Origin of the sequence: Marinomonas transparens, from assembly GCF_016463975.1 — a bacterium.
Classification (GTDB): domain Bacteria; phylum Pseudomonadota; class Gammaproteobacteria; order Pseudomonadales; family Marinomonadaceae; genus Marinomonas; species Marinomonas transparens.
Genome location: NZ_JAEMNX010000002.1, coordinates 86,016 through 110,348 on the forward strand (window position 1 = coordinate 86,016; position 24,333 = coordinate 110,348).

Here is a 24,333-nt window from a genome sequence, read left to right on the forward strand (position 1 = left end):
GTTCTGGATGTTGTTATTCCTGATCCCAAGCTTTTCCGAACTTAACCGTTTATATGAACATACTAGGTTTAAGGGGCAACGGTCTCAAACATCACTTTAGGGTACAAATAATCGTCATCGGTATTATCGATAATCCTATAATATTCATCGTCTTCATCGAGTACCTCGTACACCCCATTGATCGTTAAACTGACCATCTCACCTTCGAATTGACCTTCCATTAACTGGCCGTTTTGCCCTTCATCCAAATAAGGTTTTGTAGAGATACAGCGTACTTTTAATCCAGCCATGCTTTCACCTTAAATTCAACTCTTCCAACGCCGTGTGCTTCATACCAATGAACCTCGGCTCTTCTGACATTCCCAGACGTTGTCACAACATCAGCATCGCCTGAACGCTTCAACCAGCTTTTCGCTTTCCCCCATATTGTTCCACTAAACGACCTACCTCTCTAATTCCCCGTCCATCTGCAATTTTTCTAATATTCGTGACTTTAGACCCTTCAAGTAAATGACGTCCTCCACGAACTGAAATACCTGTGGCAGCCGAACCCAAAGACTTAGCAACAAAACATTTTCATAAGCCTTTAGCGCCTCATAGAAACGGCCAAAGCCAATGGACTATCTCGTTAAACTGTTCGAAGAACTGCCGAAACGACAAGCGACAGACAGTCTTGATGATTTGCTTCCATGACAAACCAAACCTGTCTAGGTGGTGATTACCGGACGCTTACGAATCTTTTAGAAGAAGAGCGATCTAAAAAGCTGCGATTGCTTCTATAGCTAGTTTTTCCTTTATTATAGGTATAGACGACATTAGCTGTTTGGTATAACTGTGTTCGGGTGAATGCATAACTTTTGAGGTTTCACCTTGCTCAACAATTATCCCCTCCTTCATAACCAATATACGCTGACTTAACATTTTAACCACATGCAGATCATGACTAACAAACAGATAACTCAATCCCAATTCACGTCTTAATTTTTCCAATAGCTGTAAGACGGTAGCCTGAACAGATACATCAAGAGCAGAAGTGGGTTCATCTAAGATCAAAAATTTTGGATTCAACGCTATTGCTCTCGCTATTCCTACTCTAGCCTTTTGCCCACCACTAAGTTGATGAGGTAAACGAGTCATGAACTCAGTCGGTAGCCCAACCTGTAGCATCAAGGATTCTACTTTTTGATCTAAAGAATTTTTATTAAAACTCTCTCCTAAACGCTTTAATGGTTCTGCGATTAAATCAAATACTGTATGACGAGGGTTTAGGCTGCCAGTTGGGTCCTGAAAAACCATTTGTATATCTTTGCGATAAGGGTGCTTAATAAAATCGTTACTTGAGATGTCTGAAATTACAACACCGTCAAATATTATCTTTCCTGCAGAGGCGTCATCTAGTCTAGCCAACATTCTAGAAGTCGTTGACTTCCCACTTCCTGAGCCGCCGACTAAGCCCACACATTCACCAGAATAAATAGAGAAAGAGCTCTCTTTTACAGCTACAAACTCTTCCTTTTTTTCTTTGCCTTTAACAAAGGACAAAAAACTTCCAGTTTTTTTAATAAAGGTTTTTCTTAACCCTTCTACTACCAATAAAGGCTTTTCACTAATTTCAGGCTCGCTAATATTTAAGTAACTTGGCTTTTCTAATGTAAGATCTTCAACTTTTCCTTCTTTAGATGGAGTAGCCAATAATAATTTTTTAGTATAAGGATGTTTGGACTTAGAAAAGAAGTCTACTCTACTATTACTTTCTACCACCTTACCCTTTTCCATAACGACAAACTTGTCACAATATTCCGAAGCTATACCAAGGTCATGGGTAATCAGGATGACAGCTAGCCCTTCTTCTTTTGCCAAGTTCTTAATCAAATCCATAATAGATTTTTGTGTGGTGACATCTAGACCAGTAGTAGGTTCGTCAGCAATAAGTAATCGTGAACGACAAGCTAAGGCTAACGCGATCATTACTCGTTGACACATCCCGCCGCTTAATTCAAATGGATAGGCATTTTTCACACGATCTAAGTCGTGAATTTCCACCTGCTTTAATAATTTATCGATTTCTTTTTCAATATTCGACCAAGATGCATAACCATGATTACGAATCATGTCTCGTAAATGTTGACCGACTTTTCGAATGGGATTTAGTGTAGACATAGGGTTTTGAAAAATCATTGAAATTTCACGACCACGAATCTCTTTGAGTTTAGCCGGAGTGGCTTTATGAATGGGCATACCATCATAGATAATTTCCCCTAGTGGCATAGAACCATTGGCATCTAGTAAGTTTAAAATGCTATATGCCGTAACGGACTTTCCGCTGCCACTCTCTCCTACTAAAGCGAGAACTTCTCCTTTTTGCAAATCAAAGCTAACGTTTTCCACAGCTCTGACAGTGCCTTTTTTGGTTTCAAAATCAATAGCTAGCTTACTTACAGAAAGTAATTTCTTTGCTTTTATACTCATAATCACTTCCTTTTCTGAGGGTCAGCTAGATCTCGTAAAGTGTCACCGACAAGGTTAAAGGTAAATACTGCTAGCATCAGAACCAAACCAGGGAATAAGACTAACCACCACTGGCCAGATATTATGTAATCAGCCCCTTCTGCTACGAGTATCCCCCACTCTGCAACAGGTGGGCGCACTCCCAAACCAATAAAAGACAAGCCTGCTGCGTTTAGAATTGCCCACCCCATATTAATTGAGATCTGTACGATCAAGTTGGGCAAGCAGTTAGGTAATATATGAAAGAACAATGTTCGAAAATGACTATTACCAGACAATAAAGCCGCCTGAACATATTGCCTGTCCCTTTGAAGGCTTACCTCAGCACGGGCAATACGAATATAAAAAGGGATATTAATGATAGCGGTTGCATATATAACATTAATGAGCGAGTTACCCATTACTGCCACGATCCCCATTGCCAATACAAATAATGGGAAAGCCAACACAATATCAGCAAGGCGGCCAATTAAACGTTCATACCAACCACCATAGTATCCCGCCAATGCCCCTAGAAATGTCCCAATAAAAAAGCTTATAGAAACAGCGGCTACGGCAATACCCAGATCAAGACGAGTTGCCACGATCACACGAGAAAAAACATCACGGCCTAGGTGGTCGGTACCAAAAAAATGCTGACTGCTTGGGCCTTGCAATGCAATTGCGGTGTTACTTTCTAAGGGGTCATAAGGGACCAAATAAGGTCCAGCTAAAGCAAGAAAGACATAGACTCCAAATAAAATTAACGAGATGCTAGACAATAGGTTTTGACCAACAAGGAACCGCAGTTGTTGGGCGATATTGTCCTGTTTGATAGTTTGACTATTCATTGCGGCCCATCCTCGGATCAAATAAGGTGTAGAGAATATCGATAATTAAATTTAGTGTGACGAAGAGCACCGCCATAATGAGTACAAAACCTTGTATCGCAGCATAATCTGATGCCACTAACGCATCTATCGCAAAAGACCCTATACCCGGCCAAGAATAAACTTTTTCAACCAGCACGTTACCTCCCAGTAAAAAGCCAAACACTAAGCCAATTACTGTGAGAAGAGGTAAGGAAGCATTCTGCAAGGCATATACATACACTCGCATGTTTGTACTGATACCATTAGCTTTAGCAGCCTTAACATATTCACTTTCTAAAGCAGTAATCATAGATGATCGGGTCATTCGAGCTATTGGGGCCAATGCACACAAAGCCAATGTAGACGCTGGTAATAATAGCTGAGCAAAAGCCGCTTTAAAGACTTCATAGTCCCCTATGATTAGGGCGTCTATGGTGTAAAAGCCAGTTACATGGGGTGGTTCCAAATAGATGAAATCTAAGCGCCCAATCGGCGATGGAGACCAGCCTAGTAAGTAATAAAAGACAAACATTAGGAACAAGCCACTGAAAAAAATAGGCGTTGACGCCCCAGCAGTGACTAAAACTCGGCACAAATGATCAATCCAAGTATTGGGTTTTAGAGCCGCTAGAATACCTAACGGTATGGCAATTAATAACCCCATGAACAAGCCTAGCAACGTGAGCTCTAAAGACGCAGGCAGACGTGCTTTAATTTCATAGGTAACGCTTTGGCCTGTCGTTAAACTTTGGCCTAGCTCTCCATTTAGTAAGTTGTTGCAATAAGCTAAAAATTGATAAGGCAATGAGCGGTCTAAGCCAAGCTTTTCCCTAACGTGTTGGATTGATGCTTCATCAGCCATTGCTCCAGCAAAGTAAACTGCCGGGTCGCCCGGCAGTGCTCGAGTTAAGCAAAACGATATAACCAGCACACCAAAAAGAGTAGGAACAGCGAGCATCAAACGCTTTATGATGAGTTGGATTTTATCGTAAAGCATACTACTTACTCCTTAGAAAACGAGCGAATATCAAGCTGTCTGTGAAACCAGTTCACATAACCTGAGACATTTTTCTGCATTACAACATCTAAAGTTGGTTGCCATAATGGAATCATAGGGACTTCATCAGTCGCTATGTCAATCATGCGTTTCACATTCGTGCTGTATTCAGGAGCATCTACTGACATTTTTAGGGTTACATCAACCAGCGATTTCATTTCATCACTCTTGAAATTCATAGAGTTAAACAAATGACCATCTAGGTAAGCCCAGAAGAAGTAGTAGTCTGGGTAATTCAACCAACCACCAAAGTTCTTCATGTGTAGTTCAAGGCCTTTTTCGACCAGTGCTTTGGTTCGCCAACTAGCACCAGGAATCTTGTTAATTGGTGCATCAATACCAATTTTGCCAAGACTTTCCTGTATCAATAAAGCCGTTGGTTCCATCCATTGGGCAAAGTCTAAGTTCATCGATAAAGGCACACTAAAACCTTTTTGATAACCCGCTTCGGTTAACAAAGCTTTGGCTTTATCAATATTGGTTTTATATGGAAAAGGCTGAGGCCAAAGTGCAGACTCAGCTTTACTACTTTCACGCCCCCACATAGGTTTGCCTAAGCCATAAGCAGCTACGTCAAATATTTGTTGGTAAGGCAGTGCATAAGCTATTGCTTGGCGAACCTTAGGGTTGCTGAAGGGGTCAAAGTTTAAATTCAAGCCAATGGCATGCAATGTATTATCAATAGTTGAACTTGAAACTTTAAGTTTAGGGTTAGACATCAACTCTTTCACATCTTTAGATGGAAGGTCTAACGCTACATCAGCATCCCCACGCTCAACTAATGCTCGTCTTGTTGAAGAGCTTGGTACATCACGCACAATGACTCGACTCATGGCGGGCAAGTCGCCATTTTTCCAACCATCAAAGCGTTTATAAATTAGTTGCTGACCAGGCACCCATCGCTCTAGCATATATGCACCGCCACCAGCAGGAGTCTTGTGTAGATATTCAGTTGCCCATGGATCATCTTTGGTAACATGCTGTAGAGCTAATTTTGAGTTGATCACCATTGGAATAGGTACTGCTAAATCTGGCAGAGTTAACTTGTTCGCTTCCCCTATGATGACTTTAAAGGTGTGTTCATCAATCACTTCAAACTGCTCTGGAGAGGAAAGCCCCCCTGCTTTCATTTGTACCGTTGGAAAACCACCTAGGCTAACAGCACGATCGAATGACCACTTCACATCGGCTGCGGTAACCGGAGTGCCATCCCAGAAAGTCGCATCTTCTCGAAGATGGAATATATAAGCAGTTCCACCATCGACACTTTCCCAATGGGTAGCCAATTCTGGAACAATTTGTGTCGAGTCTGATTTTAAATTACCTTCACCTTCACTTTTAATCCCAAAAGAGACAAGCCGATCATACATATTTATCGCAACTTGATAACTGGGACGATTGGTGCCAGCACGATGAATATCTAGGCTGTTAATACTGGTACCAGACACAATCACCAAGGTTTCGTCACGGCTGTTAGCATTCGCATTTGTAGAAATGCATATCAGCAAAGACATAGTAAATAGGCCATGACCTGTTACTTTTTTTAATAAATTTATTTTACTTTTACATTTTTTTTTCATTACAACGTTCCCCTATTTAGATGAAATACAGTTATTGATTGTTAACGAAAAAGTTACGCCAGCCACCAAAATGACTAATGTCTTGAGCGTTTTCTATTGCATAGGACTCACATAAGAAACCTTTAATTTCTTGACCACTTTCAAGCTCAATTGTGCCAATTGATAGCGGAGCTTTTACATCATTTAAGAAGTCACCCACTTTGGGTTTAGGCAAAGCCCATACTTCCAATTCAATAGAGTAGCCTTGTTCACTTTGCACCATGCCTGGTCGTGCCGGGGTCATCTCTGACAAGTGAAATAAACGATATTTAGGTTTGGTTTTGGCGCTAAACTGGAACTTCGCACCACGATCTGTAAGCTGATAATTAAGAGGAAGCGACTTCATATGGGCGCCAACAACCGCTATATTGATAGTCTCAGAAATATCAAGCGACAATTGATACGGCTTAATTTTCTGTTTTACAGCCCCTAGCCTATTGGCTTGTTCTGTCTGATATATTTTAGCTAACTCATGAATAGCAAGATCTTTGCCACTATTAGCAATTAACGTAATACTGGAGGGCGCACCATCGTCTTGGCACAATCCCGGCACAGCAATCGCACACATATCAAGCAAGTTGACAAAATTTGTATACACACCCAAACGGCTATTGGCTTCTACTGGCTCTTTTTCTATCTGCTCAAGCGTTACAAAGCCAGGCATAGATGGAGTACAAATAACGTCGACGTTCTTTAATAACTTTGTTATTTGTAAATTCAGCTCTTTTAGCCGGTACTGAGCATTAAATAAGTCAGCAGCTGAAAACTTAGTTGCTTGTGAAACAATTGAATAAGTTACTGGGTGAAGGGCGTCTGGATGCTGATCAATAAATGGACTTAATACACTATAACGCTCTGCAACCCAAGGGCCTTGATAAAGCAATTTTGCAACGTCGTAAAAAGGAGCAAAGTCAATTTCAACAACCTGAGCACCAGCTTGTCTCCAGAAGTCGAGCGCTTTTTCATAAGCTAATTCTTGGATTTCGTTGTCTAATTTTCTCGTTGCAACACTTGGAACCCCCATTACTATGTTTTTGATGTCAATTGGACTCGGCTTGAATGCAAAGTATTTCGAGTAAGCTTCTTGATCGTCATAAGCTGAACAAGACTCAAACACTGTTTGTGCATCTTCAACTGTCAGAGCAAAAATCGAAATCGTATCTAATGTTCGACAAGCAGGTAAAACGCCTCGGTTAGACAAGCTCCCTAGAGAAGGCTTAAGGCCCACAATATTGTTTAAAGCTGCTGGGACTCGACCTGAACCAGCCGTGTCGGTACCAAGTGAAAATGCCACCTGACCATGAGAAACAGTAACCGCCGAGCCCGAACTTGAACCACCAGGCACATAGTTTGGATTAACTGCATTTTTAGGTATGGGGTGTGGAGTTCTTACCCCCACTAAACCAGTAGCAAACTGATCAAGGTTCGTTTTACCAACGACAATCGCTCCAGCCTGTTTTAGTAAAGATACGACAAACGCATCTTCCTTTGGGTAATAGGTATAATCTGGACAAGCGGCTGTTGTTGGCATACCTGCTACATCTATGTTGTCTTTTACCGCAAAAGGAATCCCCCATAGAGGCTTGCTTTTAAGGTCAAGGTCACCAACTTCAGCGATGGCATCATCTAATCTTTGTTGAGTTGCTAAATGAAGATAAATCCCTTCGTCACCTGTTTTTTTTATTCTATTTAAAGACTCTCTGATCACGTCATGCACACTGACGCCTGCGGAATAAGCATCATGAATAGAATCTATCGTAAAAAGTAAATGACTCAACATACGCACACCCCGCTCAAAAATTTAATATTAAATCTAGTTAATCAACACACAGTGAAACTGCATAGTGCTAATATCGCAGGTATGTGATGCAAAATATGCACACCTAATTAATACTGGAAACCAACATGAAACAACTTATTGACTTTCGATATTTTCAAACTATCGCTAAAACTGGCTCCATACGAAAAGCTGCAGACAAGTTAGCTATTACTTCAACAGCCTTAAACAGACGAATTATTTCTTTAGAGGAAGAAATAGGGGAAAAACTATTCGAGCGCCATTCATCAGGTGTGACATTGACGTCCGCTGGAGAGCTTTTTCTTAGCCATATTCAAAAGCAATTAGCGGATTTTGAAAGAGTAAAGAGTCATATTTCAAATTTGCAAGGTATCAGGCGTGGTCACGTAAATATTGCCTGTAGCCAAGCCTTATTAACTTCTTTTTTTCCACAACAAATTGCGATTTTTCGGAAAAAATACCCTGCTGTCACCTTTAGCGTCTTTCAAAGAGACAGATTATCAGCAGAGGCGGCTTTGCTCGATAACAGTGTTGATCTTGCAATGATTTTCGAACCTATCTATATGCCTGAAATGAAAACGATCATGTCAAAAGAGCAACAGCTATACGCCATTATGCAGAAAGAGCACCCCTTAGCAGATAAAGCAGAATTAAAACTAAGTGAATGCTCTGATTACCCTCTAGCCTTACCGAGAAAGGGTATAGGTGTAAGGGAGCTAATAGATTTTAAAGCAAGCCGAAGTGGGCTTGATATTAAGCCCTGTGTCGAGTCAGATAGTTTTGAGTTCTTACGTAATCACGCGATGAATGAAGGCAGTGTTACTTTCCAAATTGAAATTGGCATACCACAGATTTTAGAGCAACTAAACCTAACAACCCGCCCTTTATTAAAAAGTGACATTCCTGTTGGATGTATGTACTTGGTTCAAAAGAAAGACCGAATACTACCTGTGGCAACGGCACTATTTTCAGAACAGTTAATTAACGCTCTATCAGAATAAAATGAGTTTTAGCGATGGGGAGTATAATAAGGTTTATTAACAAGACTAAAATATAGAATACATCTCTTTTACTTAACTAAATCTCAGCTAGATCAGTTATCAGGTAAACGAAAGAAGGCCCAACAACGAAGCTACTTTGTAGCACGAAATTAGGGAGTTCAATTCGTAGATGGATTTATTGAAATCTTGCGAATCGATTCAAGACATTAAAAATATTACAAGATTAAGAACACAAACAATCAGAGTAGCTTAGAGGGTAAAGAGCACTAAAAAAGCAAAAAATATAAAATGGGATCAAAGTGGTATCAACCTAACCCTTTTGGGCTCCATTCAGATGCAAAAAAGCCGAACACTGGGTTCGGCTTTCGTAACTTACACTTTCTAATTCATGAAAGTAACAAGTTTTTATACATCTAAAAAAGAGTGGTAGGACTAGGCGAATTCGAATCGCCGACCTCTACCATGTCAAGGTAGCGCTCTAACCAACTGAGCTATAGTCCTAAAAAGTGTTGGCTATTATACGCAGGGGTTTGTGTTTGACAAGTCCCCTATGTGACTTTTTAAGGCTTTGTTTGTCAGTCGGTTATTCGTTTGCTGGTATCAGAAGTTCGTGCCCTATTACTTCGTCTATTAAGCCGTAGGGCACTTTGTATTTTTTGTCTTTGAATTTGACGAGGGCGTAGTCGTAACACATTTCAATCACGGTGCAGTTGACGATCACACCGTTGTCTATGACGCGAACGATGTTGTAATTACGCAGGGTTATGGCCATGTCTGTGCCCTTTTCAATGCCTATTGTGTGGTCTCTTTTCCTTTTACGATTCGCCGCTTTACGATTCACCCACGTCTTTTAGCTTTTTCTGGAGCTGGCGAATTTGATCACGATAGCCTGCCGCCAGTTCAAACTTCAGTTCTTCAGAGGCTAGCATCATTTCTTTTTGCAGTTGTATCATGGCTTTACGTACTTGGGCCACGTCTTCCATGCTTTCCACTTGATAATCTTTGGCGGTTTCAGCGACTTTTTTGGCTTTGCTGCCACGTTTTCCGGCACCGGGGTTGTATGCGCCTTCCATGATGTCTTCAACGGATTTGGTAATGCCCACTGGGGTAATACCGTGTTTTTCGTTGTGTTCTTGTTGTTTGACTCGTCTTCGATCGGTTTCGTTTATGGCCCGTTCCATGGAACCGGTAATGCGGTCTGCGTATAAGATGGCTTTGCCTTTTACGTTACGCGCCGCACGGCCTATGGTTTGTATGAGGGATTTTTCCGAACGCAGGAAGCCTTCCTTATCGGCATCGAGAATCGCCACTAGGCTGACTTCTGGAATATCCAAACCTTCTCGCAATAAGTTGATACCCACCAGTACGTCGAATTCGCCCAGTCGAAGGTCGCGGATAATTTCGACCCGTTCTACTGTGTCTATGTCTGAGTGTAGGTAGCGCACTCGAACACCGTGTTCGTTTAGGTAGTCGCTGAGGTCTTCGGCCATGCGTTTGGTTAAGGTGGTGACCAAAACCCGTTCGCCAATCGGTGTTCTTAGGTTAATTTCGGACAGTAGGTCGTCCACTTGTGTGGCCACGGGGCGGACGTCGAGTATGGGGTCGATTAGGCCGGTTGGGCGGACGATTTGTTCGACAACCCAGTCTTGGTGTTCTTCTTCGTATTTGCCCGGTGTGGCGGAGACGAAGATAGTTTGCGGTTTAATTTGCTCCCATTCTTCAAATCGCATGGGGCGGTTGTCCATGGCCGAGGGTAGGCGAAAGCCGTATTCCACTAGGTTTTCTTTGCGAGATCGGTCCCCTTTGTACATGGCGCCTATTTGCGACACGGTGACGTGGGATTCATCGATGACCAGCAGTGCGTTTGCGGGTAGGTAGTCGAATAAAGTGGGTGGCGGTGAGCCTTCTTCTCGGCCTGATAGATAGCGGGAGTAGTTTTCGATGCCGGAGCAATAGCCGAGTTCTTGCATCATTTCTAAATCGTAGCGAGTACGTTGCTCAAGACGCTGTAGTTCGACCAGCTTATTCATAGATTTAAGCTGTTCTAGGCGCTGGTCTAACTCGACTTTAATACGCTCAATGGCAGCAACAACCGTCTCTTTTGGCGTCACATAGTGGGTTTTCGGATAAATGGTCACCCGTGGTACTTTGCGAACCGTTTTGTTGGTTAGGGGGTCGATCATGGATAAGTTTTCAACTTCGTCGTCGAACAGCTCTATGCGCACGGCGAGGTCTTCGGAATCGGCGGGGAAGACTTCGATAACATCGCCTCGTACGCGGAAGTTGCCCCGTTCTAGTACCAGATCGTTGCGGCTGTATTGCAGTTCGGCAAGGCGGCGCAATACGTCTCTTTGGTCGATACGATCGCCTCGGTCTAGGTGTAGCATCATTTTTAAGTAGGATTGTGGGTCACCCAAGCCGTAGATGGCCGATACGGTGGCCACTATGATGACGTCTTCCCGTTCCAATAGGGCTTTGGTGGCGGATAAGCGCATTTGTTCTATGTGTTCGTTGACGGAGGCGTCTTTTTCGATAAAGGTGTCGGAGGCGGCGACATAGGCTTCCGGTTGGTAGTAGTCGTAGTAGGAAACGAAGTATTCGACGGCATTATTAGGAAAGAACTCTTTGAATTCACCATACAGTTGCGCCGCCAAGGTTTTGTTATGGGCCATGATGATGGTCGGGCGTTTCACCTGTGAAATCACATTCGCTACCGTATAGGTTTTACCTGAGCCTGTTACGCCTAATAAAGTTTGATGGGCAAGACCGGATTCCACACCTTGTACGAGCTTTTCTATGGCTTGGGGCTGATCCCCTGCTGGGGAATACGATGAAACGATCTGAAACTCTTGGGACACAATTATTTCCTAGACTTGAAAATCGATTTAACAGGGTAGCAAACTTTGCTCGATTCGTCCGAAATTTCCATAAATCGGTTCCCTCAATTGAACCCAAAAATACACTTTTTTACATAAAGCAAAAGTACCTTCCTTTACTCATTCGAACACCTGATATAACATAAAGATATAAACTTATAACATAATTAAAGAGATGAATATATTTACCCCAAACCCAACAAAAAAAGCCGCTGTCCATGCATTTTTCGATGAAGCGACTTTTACCGTTTCTTACATTGTAGAAGGCTCAAACAGTCGCCGCTGCGCCATTATAGATTCTGTCTTAGACTATGATCATGCCGCAGGAAAGAGCCACACAAAATCCGCTGATAAACTGATTCGTTTCATCAAAAACAATCAGCTTACACTCGATTGGATTTTAGAAACTCATGTTCATGCCGACCACTTATCTGCTGCCCCTTACTTGCAAAACAACCTAGGCGGAAAAATTGTCATTGGCGACCATATTACTCAAGTCCAAGCAACCTTCTCGAAGCTTCTAAATGCAGAGCCTGGCTTCGCACAGGACGGTTCTCAATTTGATCTACTGGTAAACGAAAACGACCGACTTCCTCTTGGTGAAAGCGAGATTCGCATCCTTCACACTCCGGGACATACCCCAGCCTGCGTAACCTATTTAATCGATAATGCTGCCTTTGTCGGCGACACCTTGTTTATGCCTGATTACGGCACCGCTCGCTGTGATTTTCCGGGTGGAAATGCCAATACGCTGTATCACTCTATTCAAAAAATATTCGCCCTTGACGACAACACGCGTCTATTTATGTGCCATGACTATAAAGCCCCCAACAGGGAGACATACGCTTGGGAAACCACTGTGGCAGAGCAAAAGGCAAGCAATCAGCACATTCGTTCCGGTATTTCAGAAGAGGAATTTTGTGTCATGCGCAATAAAAAGGATGCGACCTTAGGAATGCCTCGCCTCATCTGGCCTAGTGTGCAAATTAACATGCGCGCAGGGCATTTACCGCCAGCGGAAGAAAACGGAGTGTGTTACGTCAAAACGCCCCTTAATTTGGAGACAAATGGGTAATGAAATTAAACAAGTTCTTACCTGCACTTATATGGTTAAAAAGCTACAACCGAACTGATATACAAAACGATGCCCTTGCCAGCATCGTCTTCACCATTATGGTAATACCCCAGAGCCTAGCCTATGCCATGTTAGCTGGTTTACCCGCGATCACCGGCTTATACGCAAGTATCCTACCCTCTATTTTGTATTCGTTATTTGGTACCAGCCGATCGCTGGCGGTTGGCCCTGTGGCCCTTACCTCAGTAATGACAGCATCAGCAGTAATGCCCTTTGCGGTATCTGGAACCGAGCAATATGCCACTGTCGCCATTTTGTTGGCTTTCTTATCTGGGGTGTTTCTACTGGTGTTAAGCTTGCTTCAACTGGGCTTTTTAACGAACTTACTTAGCCACCCCGTAATTTCAGGTTTTATCAGCGCTTCAGCATTACTTATTGTCATTGGTCAGTTGAAGCACTTATTAGGCACTCAATCGACTGGTGATACTTTCGTTCCTATTGTGACCAGTTTGTATGCCCATTTAAACGCGATAAATTTACCAACACTGATCTTAAGCATAGCAGCCATCACTTCCCTGCTATTGATGCGGCGCTATTTCTCACCTTTTTTAAAGCTCATAGGCTGCTCCGAGAAAGGTGCACAATTATTTGGGAAATCAGGCCCTATTATTGTACTTGTCCTCACAACCATTACTGTTGCCGGATTTTCTCTCGATCAGCTCGGCGTCAACATCATTGGAGCAATACCTAGCGAAATTCCAAGCCTAAAGCTTGAAAGCGTCAACATGGCAATGTTGAGAGAGTTATTACCAAGCGCCTTTTTAATAAGCATCGTCGGTTTTGTCGGTTCCGTTTCCGTCGCTCAATCCTTTGCGGCTAAACGCCGACAAGACATAGATCCGAATCAAGAGTTAGTTGGTCTCGGACTCGCCAATATAGGATCTGCTCTATCTGGTGCCTTTCCTGTAACAGGAGGCTTTTCACGCACCGTACTCAATACAGATTCAGGTGCACAAAGCCCAATGACAGGTATTATTTCCGCCCTGTTTATTCTGTTGATCTTGCTGTTTTTAACACCGTTATTCTTCTATCTGCCCATCGCTATTTTGGCCGCTATTATTTCTATTTCTATGATGCAACTGGTCAATATAGAAGACTTTCGTCATCTATGGCGCTTCTCTAAAAAAGAAGCCATTCTGCTACTGATTACCTTTTCCGTCGTCATGATAGAAGGCATGCAAACGGGGCTTATTGTTGGTGTCATATTGTCACTATTATTTTTCCTCTGGCATACCAGTCACCCACATATCGCGATTGTTGGACGTGTACCTGGAACAGAGCACTTTCGAAATGTACAACGCTTCACCGTAGAGACTCACCCTAGCATTCTCACTGTGCGCATTGATGAAAACTTATTTTTTGCCAATGCCCGCGTCCTTGAAGAGAGACTGCAAAATCTTGTTTCTCAAAATAAAGACATTAAGCATTTGGTATTAATGTGTACTGCGGTAAATATGATAGACGCCAGCGCACTACAGAGCTTGGAAAAGATTACTGACCGTTTAGAGGATTCTGGTGTGAAGCTACACCTGTCTGAAGTGAAAGGCCCTGTCATAGATAAACTAAAAGACTCGGATCTCATTAAGAATTTGAGCGGAAAGGTTTTTCTAACTCAACATCAGGCTATTCAAGAGTTAGAAGAAAAACAAGCCGATGGTCAAAAGAAGAGTTAATCGACTTGTTTTTGAAACAAAAACTTAGTTAATTATTTCTTCTTCGTTTACCACTCGAATCAAGTCCCGATTACGGTTAATCAGAGCAGCGCCTATACCTTTTACATTAGATAATTGGTCTACCGATTGAAAAGGCCCATGCTCGTTACGATAGGCCATAATGGCCTCCGCTTTTTTTGCCCCAACACCTGACATTACTGCGGAGAACTCTTCTGCCGTCGCGGAATTAATATCTAGAGGGGTCGCTGAAAAAACAGAAAAAGGCGTCAAAGCTAACGCAAACACAAGCAAGAAACGAAAAAAATTAGCACGAAAAACACGATCTAAATTTATCATAAATACATCCTTTTAAAATTAGTCATGGCATCCAGCCGAAAAAAACCGCTGTTTGCTTTATTAACAATCCCTTCTCAGGACATGTTCAAAAAACAAACAGCGGTTTCAGATTAAAACTTCTTTAAACAGAGTTCAAGCGAATATAGACCTAAACTCCTAGGTCTATATTCGCTTGAGTCAATACCCCAATAGGATCTGTCGCTTGGGTAATAGGACGGCCCATGACCAAATAATGGCTGCCTGCCGCCATGGCTTGAGCTGGGGTCATAATGCGTTTTTGGTCACCTTGATCTGAGCCCACTGGACGAATACCCGGCGTCACAAGTACAAAGTCTTTACCCAACTCTGATGACAACATCGAAGATTCTTGTGCAGAGCACACTACACCATCCATGCCTGAAGATTTGGCTAACGTCGCAAGGCGTCTTACCTGTTGCTCCGGCGTTAAATCAATACCGATTTCTATAAGGTCCGACTGATCCATACTGGTTAACACAGTCACCGCGATCAATAGGGTATTTTGATCTGGTAAAGCTTGCAGAGCATTTGCTGAAGTTTCCATCATGCGACGACCACCAGAGGCATGAACATTGACCATCCAAACACCGGATTTTGCCGCCACACTCACCGCTTTAGCGACAGTATTTGGAATGTCATGAAATTTAAGATCGAGAAAAATTTCAAAGCCAAGTTCATGTAATTCATCCAAAATGGCAGGGCCAGCTGTCGTAAATAATTCCTTACCCACTTTTACTCGACACTGGCTAGGATCGAGTCGTTTCGCCATGTCAATGGATTGCGCCATGGTAGGAAAATCTAGGGCAACCACAATGGGGGATTGACAGCTCATTCAGTATCCTCTTTTTTCAATTTCTAATAATAAATTTTCACAAATAGCTAGGTTGTACGTCTTAACAAGAAGAGCATCATATAAAAGCTTTACACTACTCGCCTTCCAAACCGTGAATCGGCTTCACCGTACCCCAATTCTTACAACTCGGGCACTGCCAATGAAGCTGATGACCAGCAAAACCACATTGGCGACATTGGAATTTGTGCTTCGCTTCGACCAGCTGACCAATCAGTTCATACAATACCGCGAGATGCTGTTGGTTATGACCCTGAGAATCCCCTAGCTGCAAATTGATCAGCTCTTTGAAGCCCCTAATAGTCGGATGTTTTCTTAGTTGTTCTACTAGGAACATCTCCGCATATTCTTTATCAACTTCCATATGATGCTGTACCAGCGCCATAATCAAAGCGGTTGTTGGCTTCTTCTGGTTTTGTTCTTCTAAAAACTTAATATAGCCACCACTGCCCCATACTCTTTGGTAAGAATCTTTTAATTTGGGAATGATGACAGAGATAAACTCAGGGTCTTGTTCTGCGGCATGCTTCAATTCTTTAATCGCATCACGATAACGACGCTGACTGTTCAATACATCAGCCGCACCAATACTTGCACGCACACAACTAGGATCTACTTCTAACGCAGATTTAAAATGCTGAACGGCTGGTTTCCACTGTTCTTTTTTCTGCATTTCATTGGCCATTTCACAATGGAAATGCGCCAAACGTTTGATTTCTTTTTTACTGGGACTTTCTTTTATCAACTCAGAACCGATTTGTATGGCCTTGTCCCAACTTTGTTCAAATTCATACAAGTCCACCAGTAAGGTCAGTATTTCGGCTTGAAACTCACTTTTACGAGCGGTAGATGCCATATTCAACAATAATCGACTTGCTCTATCTAACAAGCCAGCGGACATAAAATCACTCGCTAACTCCAATTGCACCATGCGCATCTCTCGTTGTGAGATTTCAGGGCGAGCAAGTAGATTTTGGTGAACATTAATGGCTTTTTGAATTTCACCTTTTTTACGAAACAAATTGCCTAGCGTTAAATGAATATCAAAGGTGTCAGAGTTGACTTCTAAAGAATCGACAAAGGCATCAATTGCCTCAGTATGCTGGTCATTTAAAAGATGGTTAAGGCCGCGAAAATAATCTGTGGGAACACTATTTTTGTCTTTCTTACTCTTTTTGGCTGGGCTTTTACGTCCCATTGCCCACCCAATAAAAAGCGCGACAAAAAGAACAACAAATAACCCAACTTCGGTCAACTCAATTACTCCTTACCAACAGAAAGCTCTTTGGTAATCGAGGCTTTGCGTAGAGCATCTAATTCATCACTGGCTTTTTCGTATCTTCGAGTTAACACCCTAACTTGGCGCTCGCCACGTAAAAAGGCGACAGAACTTACTAACAGGGCGACAACAGCGCCAAAAGTAAAAGAAAGTATGATGTAAAGAGCGACGCTTAATTCTGGGGCTTGCCAAAAAACAAGATCAAGTTTAATCAGTTGCGGATTTCGGATCGCAAAAAACACACCAACAGCGAGGAAGAAGATAATTAGAACTGTATAAATGACCCGTTTCAACCACTTAAACATGAGAAAACCTACCAAAAATAGAATGGCAACATTATGCCGTGATAGCTCAAAGATTTCGAGGCATAAGGCGCAATTAGTTTAGTTCGTTTATCTCATCCGCTGGCAAGTTCACTAATTCGCGTAATTCTTTACCAGGTTTAAAGTGAGGAACGTACTTTGCACTTAACTCTACAGACTCACCCGTTTTAGGGTTGCGGCCAATTCTCGGTGCACGATAATGCAATGAAAAACTACCGAACCCTCTTATCTCTATGCGCTCACCATTTGCTAAAGAATCGGACATATGCTCGAGCATAGCCTTGATTGATTGCTCAACATCCTTCACTGGCAAATGAGATTGCTGATCGATTAGTAGTTCTATCAGCTCAGATTTCGTCATTTCTGTCCTCGCGACTATATATTGATCACCCTGTAAGACTAGCTAAATCTGGAAAGAAAGCAATAAGTTAACGAAGTTTAAGTCGTTATTTACTCATTTTCTTACGTCGAAATAGCGAATATTGATAACTCATGTGCTACATAACTGGCATAGACAATGACTAGCTTTTATAATGTCCCCATATTTAATACATTGGAAGAAACTATAATGAGCTACAGCAAGATCCCAGCAGGCAAAGATACCCCAAACGATATCAACGTAATCATCGAAATTCCTGCTCAAGCAAACCCAGTTAAATACGAAGTGGACAAAGACATGGACGCACTCGTTGTGGATCGCTTCATGACCGCACCTATGTTTTACCCAGCTAACTACGGTTATGTAAACAATACGCTTGCTGATGATGGCGACCCAGTTGATGTATTGGTGATTACACCTTACCCAGTGGTACCAGGTTCTGTCATTCGCTGCCGTCCAGTTGGCGTATTAAACATGTCTGATGAAGCCGGTGTAGACGCAAAGTTGGTTGCCGTACCTCACGAAAAACTCAGCAAAGAATACGGTCATATTCAAGATGTGAACGACATTCCACAACTACTACGTGATCAAATCGAACACTTCTTCGAAAACTACAAAACCCTTGAAAAAGGTAAGTGGGTAAAAGTTGAAGGTTGGGCAAGTGCTGCAGAAGCGAAAAAAGCCCTTGTTGAAGGCGTAGAAGCTTACAACGCGCAATAAAATAGTTTTTGATCAACGCAGTATTTAATCTGCGTTTATTAAAGACATAAAAAAACCGATCCTAGAATCGGTTTTTTTATGTCTGATCACTTCTCACTTTACAGAAAATGTTATTCCATAGAATCTAAGAAACGCTCTGCATCAAGAGCAGCCATACAACCCGTTCCAGCCGAAGTAATAGCTTGACGATAAATATGATCGCTCACATCTCCAGCCGCAAAGACACCAGGAATACTGGTTTGTGTTGCATTGCCTTCAGAACCCGTTTGTACTTTTAGGTAACCATCTTTCATGTCTAGCTGACCTTGGAAGATGTCGGTATTGGGTTTGTGTCCAATCGCCACAAATACACCCGCCACTGCGATGTCTTTCTTTTCGCCTGTTTCATTATTTTTAATACGCAAACCATTCACACCAGAGGCATCCCCTAGTACTTCGTCTAGTTCTGAAAACCATTCGATTTTTACGTTGCCGTTTTTCGCTTTTTCTAGCAGTTTATCCGCTAGGATTTTTTCAGAGCGGAATTTATCACGACGGTGAATGACTGTTACAGTTTTAGCAATGTTAGACAAATACAATGCTTCTTCAACCGCGGTATTACCACCGCCAATGACTGCAACATCTTGATTACGGTAAAAGAAACCATCACAAGTCGCACAGGCGGAAACCCCCTGACCCATATATTTCGTTTCGCTTTCTAAACCTAGGTACTGTGCACTAGCACCAGTAGAAATAATCAAAGCATCGCACGTATAAACGCCACTATCGCCTTCCAAACGGAAGGGACGGTTTTTTAAATCGACTTTATTAACATGATCAAAAATAATTTCTGTTTCAAAACGCTCAGCATGTTTGCGCATACGATCCATCAGTTCTGGACCTTGCACGCCTTGGTCGTCGCCCGGCCAGTTATCAACATCGGTTGTTGTGGTGAGCTGACCACCCATTTGCATGCCGGTAATCATTACAGGGCTAAGGTTAGCTCGTGCTGCATATACGGCGGCTGTGTAACCTGCTGGGCCTGACCCCAAAATCATTAGTTTGGCGTGTTTTACATCGCTCATGTTGTTGCTCCCAAAAATGAATGTACGCCTGACCTTTAATATGCCGGCTAAAATATTGACGCTGATTCTAACGAAAATCTGATGAGATTTTTAGCTAAAAATAGTAATAACTAAAATAGGGACATTCTATGGACTTTCAATTACTACAAACTTGGCATTCAGGATCTTTTGTTAAACCCATTTCTCGCCAGCGCCCTTCAAGACCATCAAACAATTTCAATAAACCGTGATGCACCTTGCCACAACCACTAGCGATTTTAAGCGCTTCTAATGCCTGCAAAACACCGAGACTCCCGACAACTGGCCCAATGATGCCACTTTCGTTACAACTTAACTGACGGTCTGATAGAGAAGGATAAAGACATTCATAACAAGGGCTAGACACTTGATCATAGAGAAAGCTCACCAATTGCCCTTCCCAACGAATTGCAGCTGCACTCACTAAAGGCTTTTTAAGTTTATAGCAGGCACGATTGATGCCCTGTCGAGCAGAAAAATTATCTGTGCAATCCAATATCACATCAGCACCTTCTACCGCTTTCAACAAGGTGTCTCCCGCAAGACGCTGTGCTATTGGTTCGATGATGACAGCGGCGTTTTTCTGCACAATCTGTTCCATTGATGCTGCCACTTTGCCTTGCCCTATATGGCTTTCGTCATACAAGACTTGTCGTGGTAAGTTACTGCTCTCCAATTGATCGCCATCGGCCAAAATCAATTTTCCAGTTCCTGCCGTCGCTAAATAAGTCGCGGCGATATTACCAAGGCCACCCATACCAATAATTAAAATAGTCGCTTGAGATAGGTTCAATTGCCCCTGAATATCAAAATTCGGTAGCAGAAGCTGACGGCTGTATCTATCCAGTTGTGATTCGTTCATTCGTTACCTTGATGTCTTACTTTATTTCGACCCTATTCTGCCTGACGGGTCAATTATTTGCTAAAATCCAATCACCCTTTATCAACGAGTAACCCAATGAAATTCCCAGGCAGACGCAAACTTAAACATTATTTCCCTGTATCTCAACCAAAGCCTGTTTTACCTTCTTCAGAAGTTCGCCCAGATAAAGATACCTACATAGTAGGATTGGATGAAACCATTGTTGATGTGGTTGCCAATGTATCGGACGAACTGTTAGAACGGTTCAATATTCAAAAAGGCCTATCAAACCTTGTCGATGCGAATACCGCCTCGGCAATTTATGAAGAATTAGCCGAGCAGAAATGTATTTCTGCTCATTTCGCTGGCGGCACCATAGGCAACACCATTCATAACTATTCCGTATTAGCAGATGACAAATCTGTACTATTGGGCATTATGTCTGCCAATATCGCCTTAGGATCACCAGCTTATCATTATATTTGCCACACCAGCAGTAAAGTCGATATGAATCACTTACAGGCTGTGCCCGGTGATATTGGTCATGGTATTACCCTAATCACTCCCGATGGCGAACGGACCTTTGCAATAGCACCCGGGGACATGGATGAACTGGATGTTGATCATATCCCCGAAAACATCATCGCTGCTTCGGCGGCCTTAGTCACCTGTGCTTACCCCTTACGCCACCAAGGTAAACCCATTAAACAAGCCATGTTAAAGGCTTTAGAATATGCCCATAACCACCATGTCCCAACGGTTCTCACTTTAGGCACTAAACATCTCGTTGAAGAAAACCGCGACGAGCTGCTCAGCATCATCAAAGCCCATGTCAACATACTTGCCATGAACGAATTGGAAGCAGAAGCCTTAACTGGCCTTGCCGACCCTCTGCAAGCTGCAAATGCCATTCTTGATCATGTGGATGTGGTATTACTCACAGCTGGGCCTGAAGGTTTATACTTGTGCGGACATACAGATGACTCAGTAAAGCGCGAAACCAATACCATTAAATCGGCCAGCCTTACTGACTTCAATCGTTGGGAATTTAGTCGTCCCATGTTGCGTGAAGCCTGTGAAAACCCTATTAAAGTCTTCTCTCATATTGACCCTTATATGGGTGGCCCTGAGAAAATACGTAATACCAATGGCGCTGGCGATGGCGCACTGTCTGCCCTATTACACGACATCTCAGCCAACCATTTTCATAAGGAAGCGATTCCAAGTTCCAGCAAACATAACGCCCCTTTCTTAGCCTATTCGTCTTTTGCGCAAATCTGTAAATATGCCAACCGCGTTAGTTACGAAATTCTTGCTCAAAATGCCTCGCGCCTATCCCGAGGCTTGCCAGAAAAAGAAGACAGCTTAGAAGAGTCCTACTGGGAAAGGTAAGCAGCCACTTATTTTAGACATAAAAAAACCATGCTTCTGCGCATGGTTTTTTTTGATTTCGTATAAAAACCTAGGTCATTGCTTCTATGCCAAGCGCTTCATTACGCTCAAACATGCGATCCAATTCAAGCAAGATAACCAACTCTTCTTCTTTTTGATAGACACCTTGAATAAACATCAAAGCTTCATCATTACCAACACTCGGACTCTTTTCGATTTCGCCTTGATATAGGTAGAAAACTTCTTTAACAGCGTCTACTAACAAACCAATTTGCTCACCATCATGTTCAATAATAATGATGCGAGTATCATCGGAAATCGTACATTCAGGTAGGCTAAAACGAACTCGTGTATCGACAACTGTCACGACATTACCACGAAGATTGACTATCCCCAGCACATAAGAAGGTGCTCCGGGTACTGGCGCAATTTCGCTATAACGCAGCACTTCTTTAATCTGCATGACGTTAATGCCGTAAGTTTCGTCAATCAGTTTAAACGTAAGGTACTGTAACAATTCACCTTTTTTGCCTTCAGCAACGCCTGTACCTGTTCCGGCTTCATTTATAGGTGCTAATTCTGACATGGCTCACATCCATATTTGGTTCAATAATTAGGTAATGTAAAGCTCATCACCGATTATGTCCAGCTTAGATACATCGGGATGAGTTTACGAGCAAACTTAAGTAACAATTAGTTGTCTTGTTGTATACCAACTATAGTCCAGTTACTGTTTGCCTCGGACATATTTTTTTCCAAATGCCAAATTTCATTGGTATCTGAGGTTTGATCCCCTTCCTTGATCCAACCAGAAAACTGCAAAGAAATTGAAGCGGTAGAGCCAATGATCTCACCACGAACCAATTCAACCATAAGAGAAATCACTTCAGTACGAGGTTTGTTTTCACCCTGTTTAGTACGCTCTTCAATTAACAAGTTGTAGAGTTCAGGGCTTACGTAATCAAGAATGGAATCAAAATCATTGTCGTCCCATGCTTTTTGCAAAGCGATATAATGATTTTTAGCTTCCGCTACAAAGGCTTGTTCATTAAAACCCGGTGGTAATTGAATCTCAGGTTGTCCACCAAAACCGCCGCCTAAAGACTGAAAACCATCCGTTGAAGACGTTGGCGCTTCACGATACATAGCACCTGCAGCTTGAGCTTGTGCGGCTTGGCGTCTCGGCGCAATAAAGAACTTATAAATCAGGAAGCCAATCAAAGCGAATAAAAGAATATCGCCAAAAGAAATACCGCTAAAAGCACCGCTGCCCATCAAAGAGGCAAATAAACCACCAACCAGTAACCCTCCCAGCAAACCGCCACCTAAACCACCTAGAAAACCCCCTTTCTTAGTCGTCGAGCTAGTTGCAGCCGAATTAGTCGCTTTATTTGTCGTTGATGATGTCGCACTTTTAGGCTTAGTAAAAGAAAAGCTTTTACCGAAGCTTTTTCCGCCACCAAATTTTTTTGCTTCAACATTAGCGCTATAACCACCAGCGCCTATCGCTAATACAAACGCCATTAACATAGCATACACAGTTGTTTTCACAGGTTTTCTCCGTTATTTAAAATTCACTAGGCCTACAGCATTACGTAAGTCTGCAATGAGTCCTCGCGCACGGGCTCTGGCTTTTTCAGCTCCCGCTTGCAATATTTCTTCTACATGCGCAGGGTTTGCCATTAACTCCAGATACTTTTCACGAGATTCACTTAGTTGACCGTTAACTAAAGCAAAAAGTTCCTTCTTCGCATCGCCCCACCCAATACCTTGTGCAAATTTATTGCGCATTTCAGCGGTTTGCTCTGGCGTGGCGAAAGCTTTATAAATATCAAACACGCTGGAATCATTAGGGTCTTTCACTTCACCCGGTTCCAACAAGTTGGTTTTGATTTTATTAATGCCTTTTTGAAGCTTTTTCTCGGTATCAAATAAAGGAATGGTATTGTTGTAGCTCTTACTCATTTTACGGCCATCTAGACCTTTGAGTATGGAACCTTCTTCGCCCACAATAGCCTCTGGCAATACAAAATGCTCGCCGTATAAATGATTAAAACGGCCAGCGATATCACGGGCCATTTCTATATGTTGAATTTGATCGCGACCAACAGGCACCTTGTGAGCATTAAAGGCCAGAATGTCAGCCGCCATTAAAACTGGGTAGCAAAATAACCCCATGGTAATACCAAAATCTGGGTCTTGTTCATTGGCTAGGTTTTCATCCACCGCGCCTTTGTAAGCGTGAGCACGGTTCATTAAACCTTTTGCTGTAACGCAGGTTAATAACCAATTTAACTCAGCAATTTCTGGAATATCAGACTGACGGTAAAATGTCGCTTTATCCGTATCTAAACCGCACGCCAGCCATGTGGCTGCAATTTCTAACCGAGATTGCTTCATTCGTTCCGCGTCTTGGGATTTGATTAAGGCATGGTAATCAGCAAGGAAGAAATAAGCGTCTGTGTTGTCTTCTCGGCTTGCTTCTATAGCAGGACGAATAGCACCAACATAATTACCTAAATGGGGCGTGCCTGAGGTGGTAACACCGGTTAAAACGATTTGTTTTGCCATTAC

At 42.5% G+C, this 24,333-nt stretch carries 23 protein-coding genes and 1 tRNA gene; 5 read left to right on the forward strand and 19 right to left on the reverse strand.

Annotated elements, in window-relative coordinates; all coding sequences use genetic code 11:
- Positions 1 to 68: 68 nt before the first annotated feature.
- The 6 genes from I8J31_RS02755 to atzF all read right to left on the reverse strand — a co-directional run bounded on the left by I8J31_RS02755 (position 69) and on the right by atzF (position 7,815).
- On the reverse strand, positions 69 to 290 hold the full coding sequence (locus I8J31_RS02755) for a hypothetical protein (RefSeq protein WP_199466778.1): 222 nt from the start codon (positions 288 to 290) through the stop codon (positions 69 to 71).
- A 466-nt stretch (positions 291 to 756) separates the two neighbouring features.
- Positions 757 to 2,469 (reverse strand): dipeptide ABC transporter ATP-binding protein, encoded by a 1,713-nt coding sequence (locus I8J31_RS02760; protein WP_199466779.1) that lies wholly within the window; start codon positions 2,467 to 2,469, stop codon positions 757 to 759.
- Between the two features lie 2 nt (positions 2,470 to 2,471).
- Positions 2,472 to 3,338 carry an ABC transporter permease gene (locus I8J31_RS02765; RefSeq protein WP_199466780.1) on the reverse strand — a complete coding sequence of 289 codons (867 nt, stop codon included), beginning with the start codon at positions 3,336 to 3,338 and terminating at the stop codon, positions 2,472 to 2,474.
- The gene (locus I8J31_RS02770; protein ID WP_199466781.1) at positions 3,331 to 4,356 is read right to left on the reverse strand and encodes an ABC transporter permease; all 1,026 of its coding nucleotides are present in this window, start codon (positions 4,354 to 4,356) and stop codon (positions 3,331 to 3,333) included. Before I8J31_RS02770 ends, I8J31_RS02765 begins: the two co-directional genes overlap by 8 nt.
- A gap of 5 nt (positions 4,357 to 4,361) precedes the next feature.
- The gene (locus I8J31_RS02775; RefSeq protein ID WP_199466782.1) at positions 4,362 to 5,996 is read right to left on the reverse strand and encodes an ABC transporter substrate-binding protein; all 1,635 of its coding nucleotides are present in this window, start codon (positions 5,994 to 5,996) and stop codon (positions 4,362 to 4,364) included.
- Positions 5,997 to 6,027: 31 nt separating this feature from the next.
- Positions 6,028 to 7,815: an allophanate hydrolase gene (gene atzF / locus I8J31_RS02780; protein ID WP_199466783.1), complete on the reverse strand. Its 1,788-nt coding sequence runs from the start codon at positions 7,813 to 7,815 to the stop codon at positions 6,028 to 6,030.
- 125 nt (positions 7,816 to 7,940) lie between these two features.
- Here atzF and I8J31_RS02785 point away from each other — a divergent pair, with 125 nt between their 5' ends.
- Positions 7,941 to 8,834, forward strand: a complete 894-nt coding sequence (locus I8J31_RS02785) for a LysR family transcriptional regulator (protein WP_199466784.1) — start codon at positions 7,941 to 7,943, stop codon at positions 8,832 to 8,834.
- 424 nt (positions 8,835 to 9,258) lie between these two features.
- Here the strand turns inward: I8J31_RS02785 and I8J31_RS02790 are convergent.
- From I8J31_RS02790 to uvrB, 3 genes are all read right to left on the reverse strand, one after another.
- Positions 9,259 to 9,335 (reverse strand) — tRNA-Val (locus I8J31_RS02790).
- Positions 9,336 to 9,417: 82 nt separating this feature from the next.
- Positions 9,418 to 9,675, reverse strand: coding sequence for a hypothetical protein (locus I8J31_RS02795; protein ID WP_233402557.1), 258 nt, complete (start codon positions 9,673 to 9,675; stop codon positions 9,418 to 9,420).
- Entirely contained in the window at positions 9,665 to 11,692 is a 2,028-nt protein-coding gene (uvrB, locus tag I8J31_RS02800) for an excinuclease ABC subunit UvrB (protein WP_199466785.1), read from the reverse strand. The genes I8J31_RS02795 and uvrB overlap by 11 nt, the downstream gene beginning before the upstream one ends.
- 193 nt (positions 11,693 to 11,885) lie before the next feature.
- Here uvrB and I8J31_RS02805 point away from each other — a divergent pair, with 193 nt between their 5' ends.
- Positions 11,886 to 12,785, forward strand: coding sequence for an MBL fold metallo-hydrolase (locus I8J31_RS02805; protein ID WP_199466786.1), 900 nt, complete (start codon positions 11,886 to 11,888; stop codon positions 12,783 to 12,785).
- A complete protein-coding gene (locus I8J31_RS02810) occupies positions 12,785 to 14,518 on the forward strand; it encodes a SulP family inorganic anion transporter (protein ID WP_199466787.1) in 1,734 nt (577 codons plus the stop codon). Before I8J31_RS02805 ends, I8J31_RS02810 begins: the two co-directional genes overlap by 1 nt.
- Before the next feature lie 24 nt (positions 14,519 to 14,542).
- Here I8J31_RS02810 and I8J31_RS02815 read toward each other — a convergent pair whose 3' ends face one another.
- The 5 genes from I8J31_RS02815 to ihfB all read right to left on the reverse strand — a co-directional run bounded on the left by I8J31_RS02815 (position 14,543) and on the right by ihfB (position 17,703).
- Complete coding sequence (locus I8J31_RS02815; RefSeq protein ID WP_199466788.1) at positions 14,543 to 14,854, reverse strand: ComEA family DNA-binding protein; 312 nt, start codon at positions 14,852 to 14,854, stop codon at positions 14,543 to 14,545.
- 148 nt (positions 14,855 to 15,002) lie between these two features.
- Positions 15,003 to 15,704, reverse strand: coding sequence for an orotidine-5'-phosphate decarboxylase (pyrF, locus tag I8J31_RS02820; RefSeq protein ID WP_199466789.1), 702 nt, complete (start codon positions 15,702 to 15,704; stop codon positions 15,003 to 15,005).
- A 94-nt stretch (positions 15,705 to 15,798) separates the two neighbouring features.
- Positions 15,799 to 16,977, reverse strand: a complete 1,179-nt coding sequence (gene lapB / locus I8J31_RS02825; RefSeq protein ID WP_199466790.1) for a lipopolysaccharide assembly protein LapB — start codon at positions 16,975 to 16,977, stop codon at positions 15,799 to 15,801.
- A 5-nt stretch (positions 16,978 to 16,982) separates the two neighbouring features.
- The gene (locus tag I8J31_RS02830; RefSeq protein ID WP_199466791.1) at positions 16,983 to 17,306 is read right to left on the reverse strand and encodes a lipopolysaccharide assembly protein LapA domain-containing protein; all 324 of its coding nucleotides are present in this window, start codon (positions 17,304 to 17,306) and stop codon (positions 16,983 to 16,985) included.
- 73 nt (positions 17,307 to 17,379) lie between these two features.
- A complete protein-coding gene (gene ihfB, locus I8J31_RS02835; protein ID WP_325101171.1) occupies positions 17,380 to 17,703 on the reverse strand; it encodes an integration host factor subunit beta in 324 nt (107 codons plus the stop codon).
- 189 nt (positions 17,704 to 17,892) lie between these two features.
- On the opposite strand from ihfB, the gene ppa reads away from it, so the two are divergent.
- Positions 17,893 to 18,423, forward strand: coding sequence for an inorganic diphosphatase (gene ppa, locus I8J31_RS02840; protein WP_199466793.1), 531 nt, complete (start codon positions 17,893 to 17,895; stop codon positions 18,421 to 18,423).
- 110 nt (positions 18,424 to 18,533) lie between these two features.
- Here ppa and trxB read toward each other — a convergent pair whose 3' ends face one another.
- Both trxB and I8J31_RS02850 read right to left on the reverse strand, forming a co-directional pair.
- A complete protein-coding gene (gene trxB, locus I8J31_RS02845) occupies positions 18,534 to 19,487 on the reverse strand; it encodes a thioredoxin-disulfide reductase (protein WP_199466794.1) in 954 nt (317 codons plus the stop codon).
- A gap of 136 nt (positions 19,488 to 19,623) precedes the next feature.
- The gene (locus I8J31_RS02850; RefSeq protein WP_199466795.1) at positions 19,624 to 20,367 is read right to left on the reverse strand and encodes a HesA/MoeB/ThiF family protein; all 744 of its coding nucleotides are present in this window, start codon (positions 20,365 to 20,367) and stop codon (positions 19,624 to 19,626) included.
- 96 nt (positions 20,368 to 20,463) lie between these two features.
- Between I8J31_RS02850 and I8J31_RS02855 the strand changes: the two genes are divergently transcribed.
- Positions 20,464 to 21,759: an inosine/guanosine kinase gene (locus tag I8J31_RS02855; RefSeq protein WP_199466796.1), complete on the forward strand. Its 1,296-nt coding sequence runs from the start codon at positions 20,464 to 20,466 to the stop codon at positions 21,757 to 21,759.
- 70 nt (positions 21,760 to 21,829) lie between these two features.
- On the opposite strand, the gene I8J31_RS02860 is transcribed toward I8J31_RS02855, so the two are convergent.
- The 3 genes from I8J31_RS02860 to I8J31_RS02870 form a co-directional block, all read right to left on the reverse strand.
- Positions 21,830 to 22,345, reverse strand: a complete 516-nt coding sequence (locus I8J31_RS02860) for a chemotaxis protein CheW (protein ID WP_233402558.1) — start codon at positions 22,343 to 22,345, stop codon at positions 21,830 to 21,832.
- 107 nt (positions 22,346 to 22,452) lie between these two features.
- On the reverse strand, positions 22,453 to 23,310 hold the full coding sequence (locus I8J31_RS02865; RefSeq protein ID WP_199466797.1) for a Tim44 domain-containing protein: 858 nt from the start codon (positions 23,308 to 23,310) through the stop codon (positions 22,453 to 22,455).
- Positions 23,311 to 23,322: 12 nt separating this feature from the next.
- Positions 23,323 to 24,330 (reverse strand): tryptophan--tRNA ligase, encoded by a 1,008-nt coding sequence (locus I8J31_RS02870; protein WP_199466798.1) that lies wholly within the window; start codon positions 24,328 to 24,330, stop codon positions 23,323 to 23,325.
- Positions 24,331 to 24,333 lie beyond the last annotated feature (3 nt).

What these genes read in the sequence shown, in the direction of transcription:
- I8J31_RS02755 (WP_199466778.1), bottom strand. Translation starts at nt 290, where the DNA reads ATGGCTGGATTAAAAGTACGCTGTATCTCTACAAAACCTTATTTGGAT.
- I8J31_RS02760 (WP_199466779.1), bottom strand. Translation starts at nt 2,469, where the DNA reads ATGAGTATAAAAGCAAAGAAATTACTTTCTGTAAGTAAGCTAGCTATT.
- I8J31_RS02765 (WP_199466780.1), bottom strand. Translation starts at nt 3,338, where the DNA reads ATGAATAGTCAAACTATCAAACAGGACAATATCGCCCAACAACTGCGG.
- I8J31_RS02770 (WP_199466781.1), bottom strand. Translation starts at nt 4,356, where the DNA reads ATGCTTTACGATAAAATCCAACTCATCATAAAGCGTTTGATGCTCGCT.
- I8J31_RS02775 (WP_199466782.1), bottom strand. Translation starts at nt 5,996, where the DNA reads ATGAAAAAAAAATGTAAAAGTAAAATAAATTTATTAAAAAAAGTAACA.
- atzF (WP_199466783.1), bottom strand. Translation starts at nt 7,815, where the DNA reads ATGTTGAGTCATTTACTTTTTACGATAGATTCTATTCATGATGCTTAT.
- I8J31_RS02785 (WP_199466784.1), top strand. Translation starts at nt 7,941, where the DNA reads ATGAAACAACTTATTGACTTTCGATATTTTCAAACTATCGCTAAAACT.
- I8J31_RS02805 (WP_199466786.1), top strand. Translation starts at nt 11,886, where the DNA reads ATGAATATATTTACCCCAAACCCAACAAAAAAAGCCGCTGTCCATGCA.
- I8J31_RS02810 (WP_199466787.1), top strand. Translation starts at nt 12,785, where the DNA reads ATGAAATTAAACAAGTTCTTACCTGCACTTATATGGTTAAAAAGCTAC.
- I8J31_RS02815 (WP_199466788.1), bottom strand. Translation starts at nt 14,854, where the DNA reads ATGATAAATTTAGATCGTGTTTTTCGTGCTAATTTTTTTCGTTTCTTG.
- pyrF (WP_199466789.1), bottom strand. Translation starts at nt 15,704, where the DNA reads ATGAGCTGTCAATCCCCCATTGTGGTTGCCCTAGATTTTCCTACCATG.
- I8J31_RS02830 (WP_199466791.1), bottom strand. Translation starts at nt 17,306, where the DNA reads ATGTTTAAGTGGTTGAAACGGGTCATTTATACAGTTCTAATTATCTTC.
- ppa (WP_199466793.1), top strand. Translation starts at nt 17,893, where the DNA reads ATGAGCTACAGCAAGATCCCAGCAGGCAAAGATACCCCAAACGATATC.
- trxB (WP_199466794.1), bottom strand. Translation starts at nt 19,487, where the DNA reads ATGAGCGATGTAAAACACGCCAAACTAATGATTTTGGGGTCAGGCCCA.
- I8J31_RS02850 (WP_199466795.1), bottom strand. Translation starts at nt 20,367, where the DNA reads ATGAACGAATCACAACTGGATAGATACAGCCGTCAGCTTCTGCTACCG.
- I8J31_RS02855 (WP_199466796.1), top strand. Translation starts at nt 20,464, where the DNA reads ATGAAATTCCCAGGCAGACGCAAACTTAAACATTATTTCCCTGTATCT.
- I8J31_RS02860 (WP_233402558.1), bottom strand. Translation starts at nt 22,345, where the DNA reads ATGTCAGAATTAGCACCTATAAATGAAGCCGGAACAGGTACAGGCGTT.
- I8J31_RS02870 (WP_199466798.1), bottom strand. Translation starts at nt 24,330, where the DNA reads ATGGCAAAACAAATCGTTTTAACCGGTGTTACCACCTCAGGCACGCCC.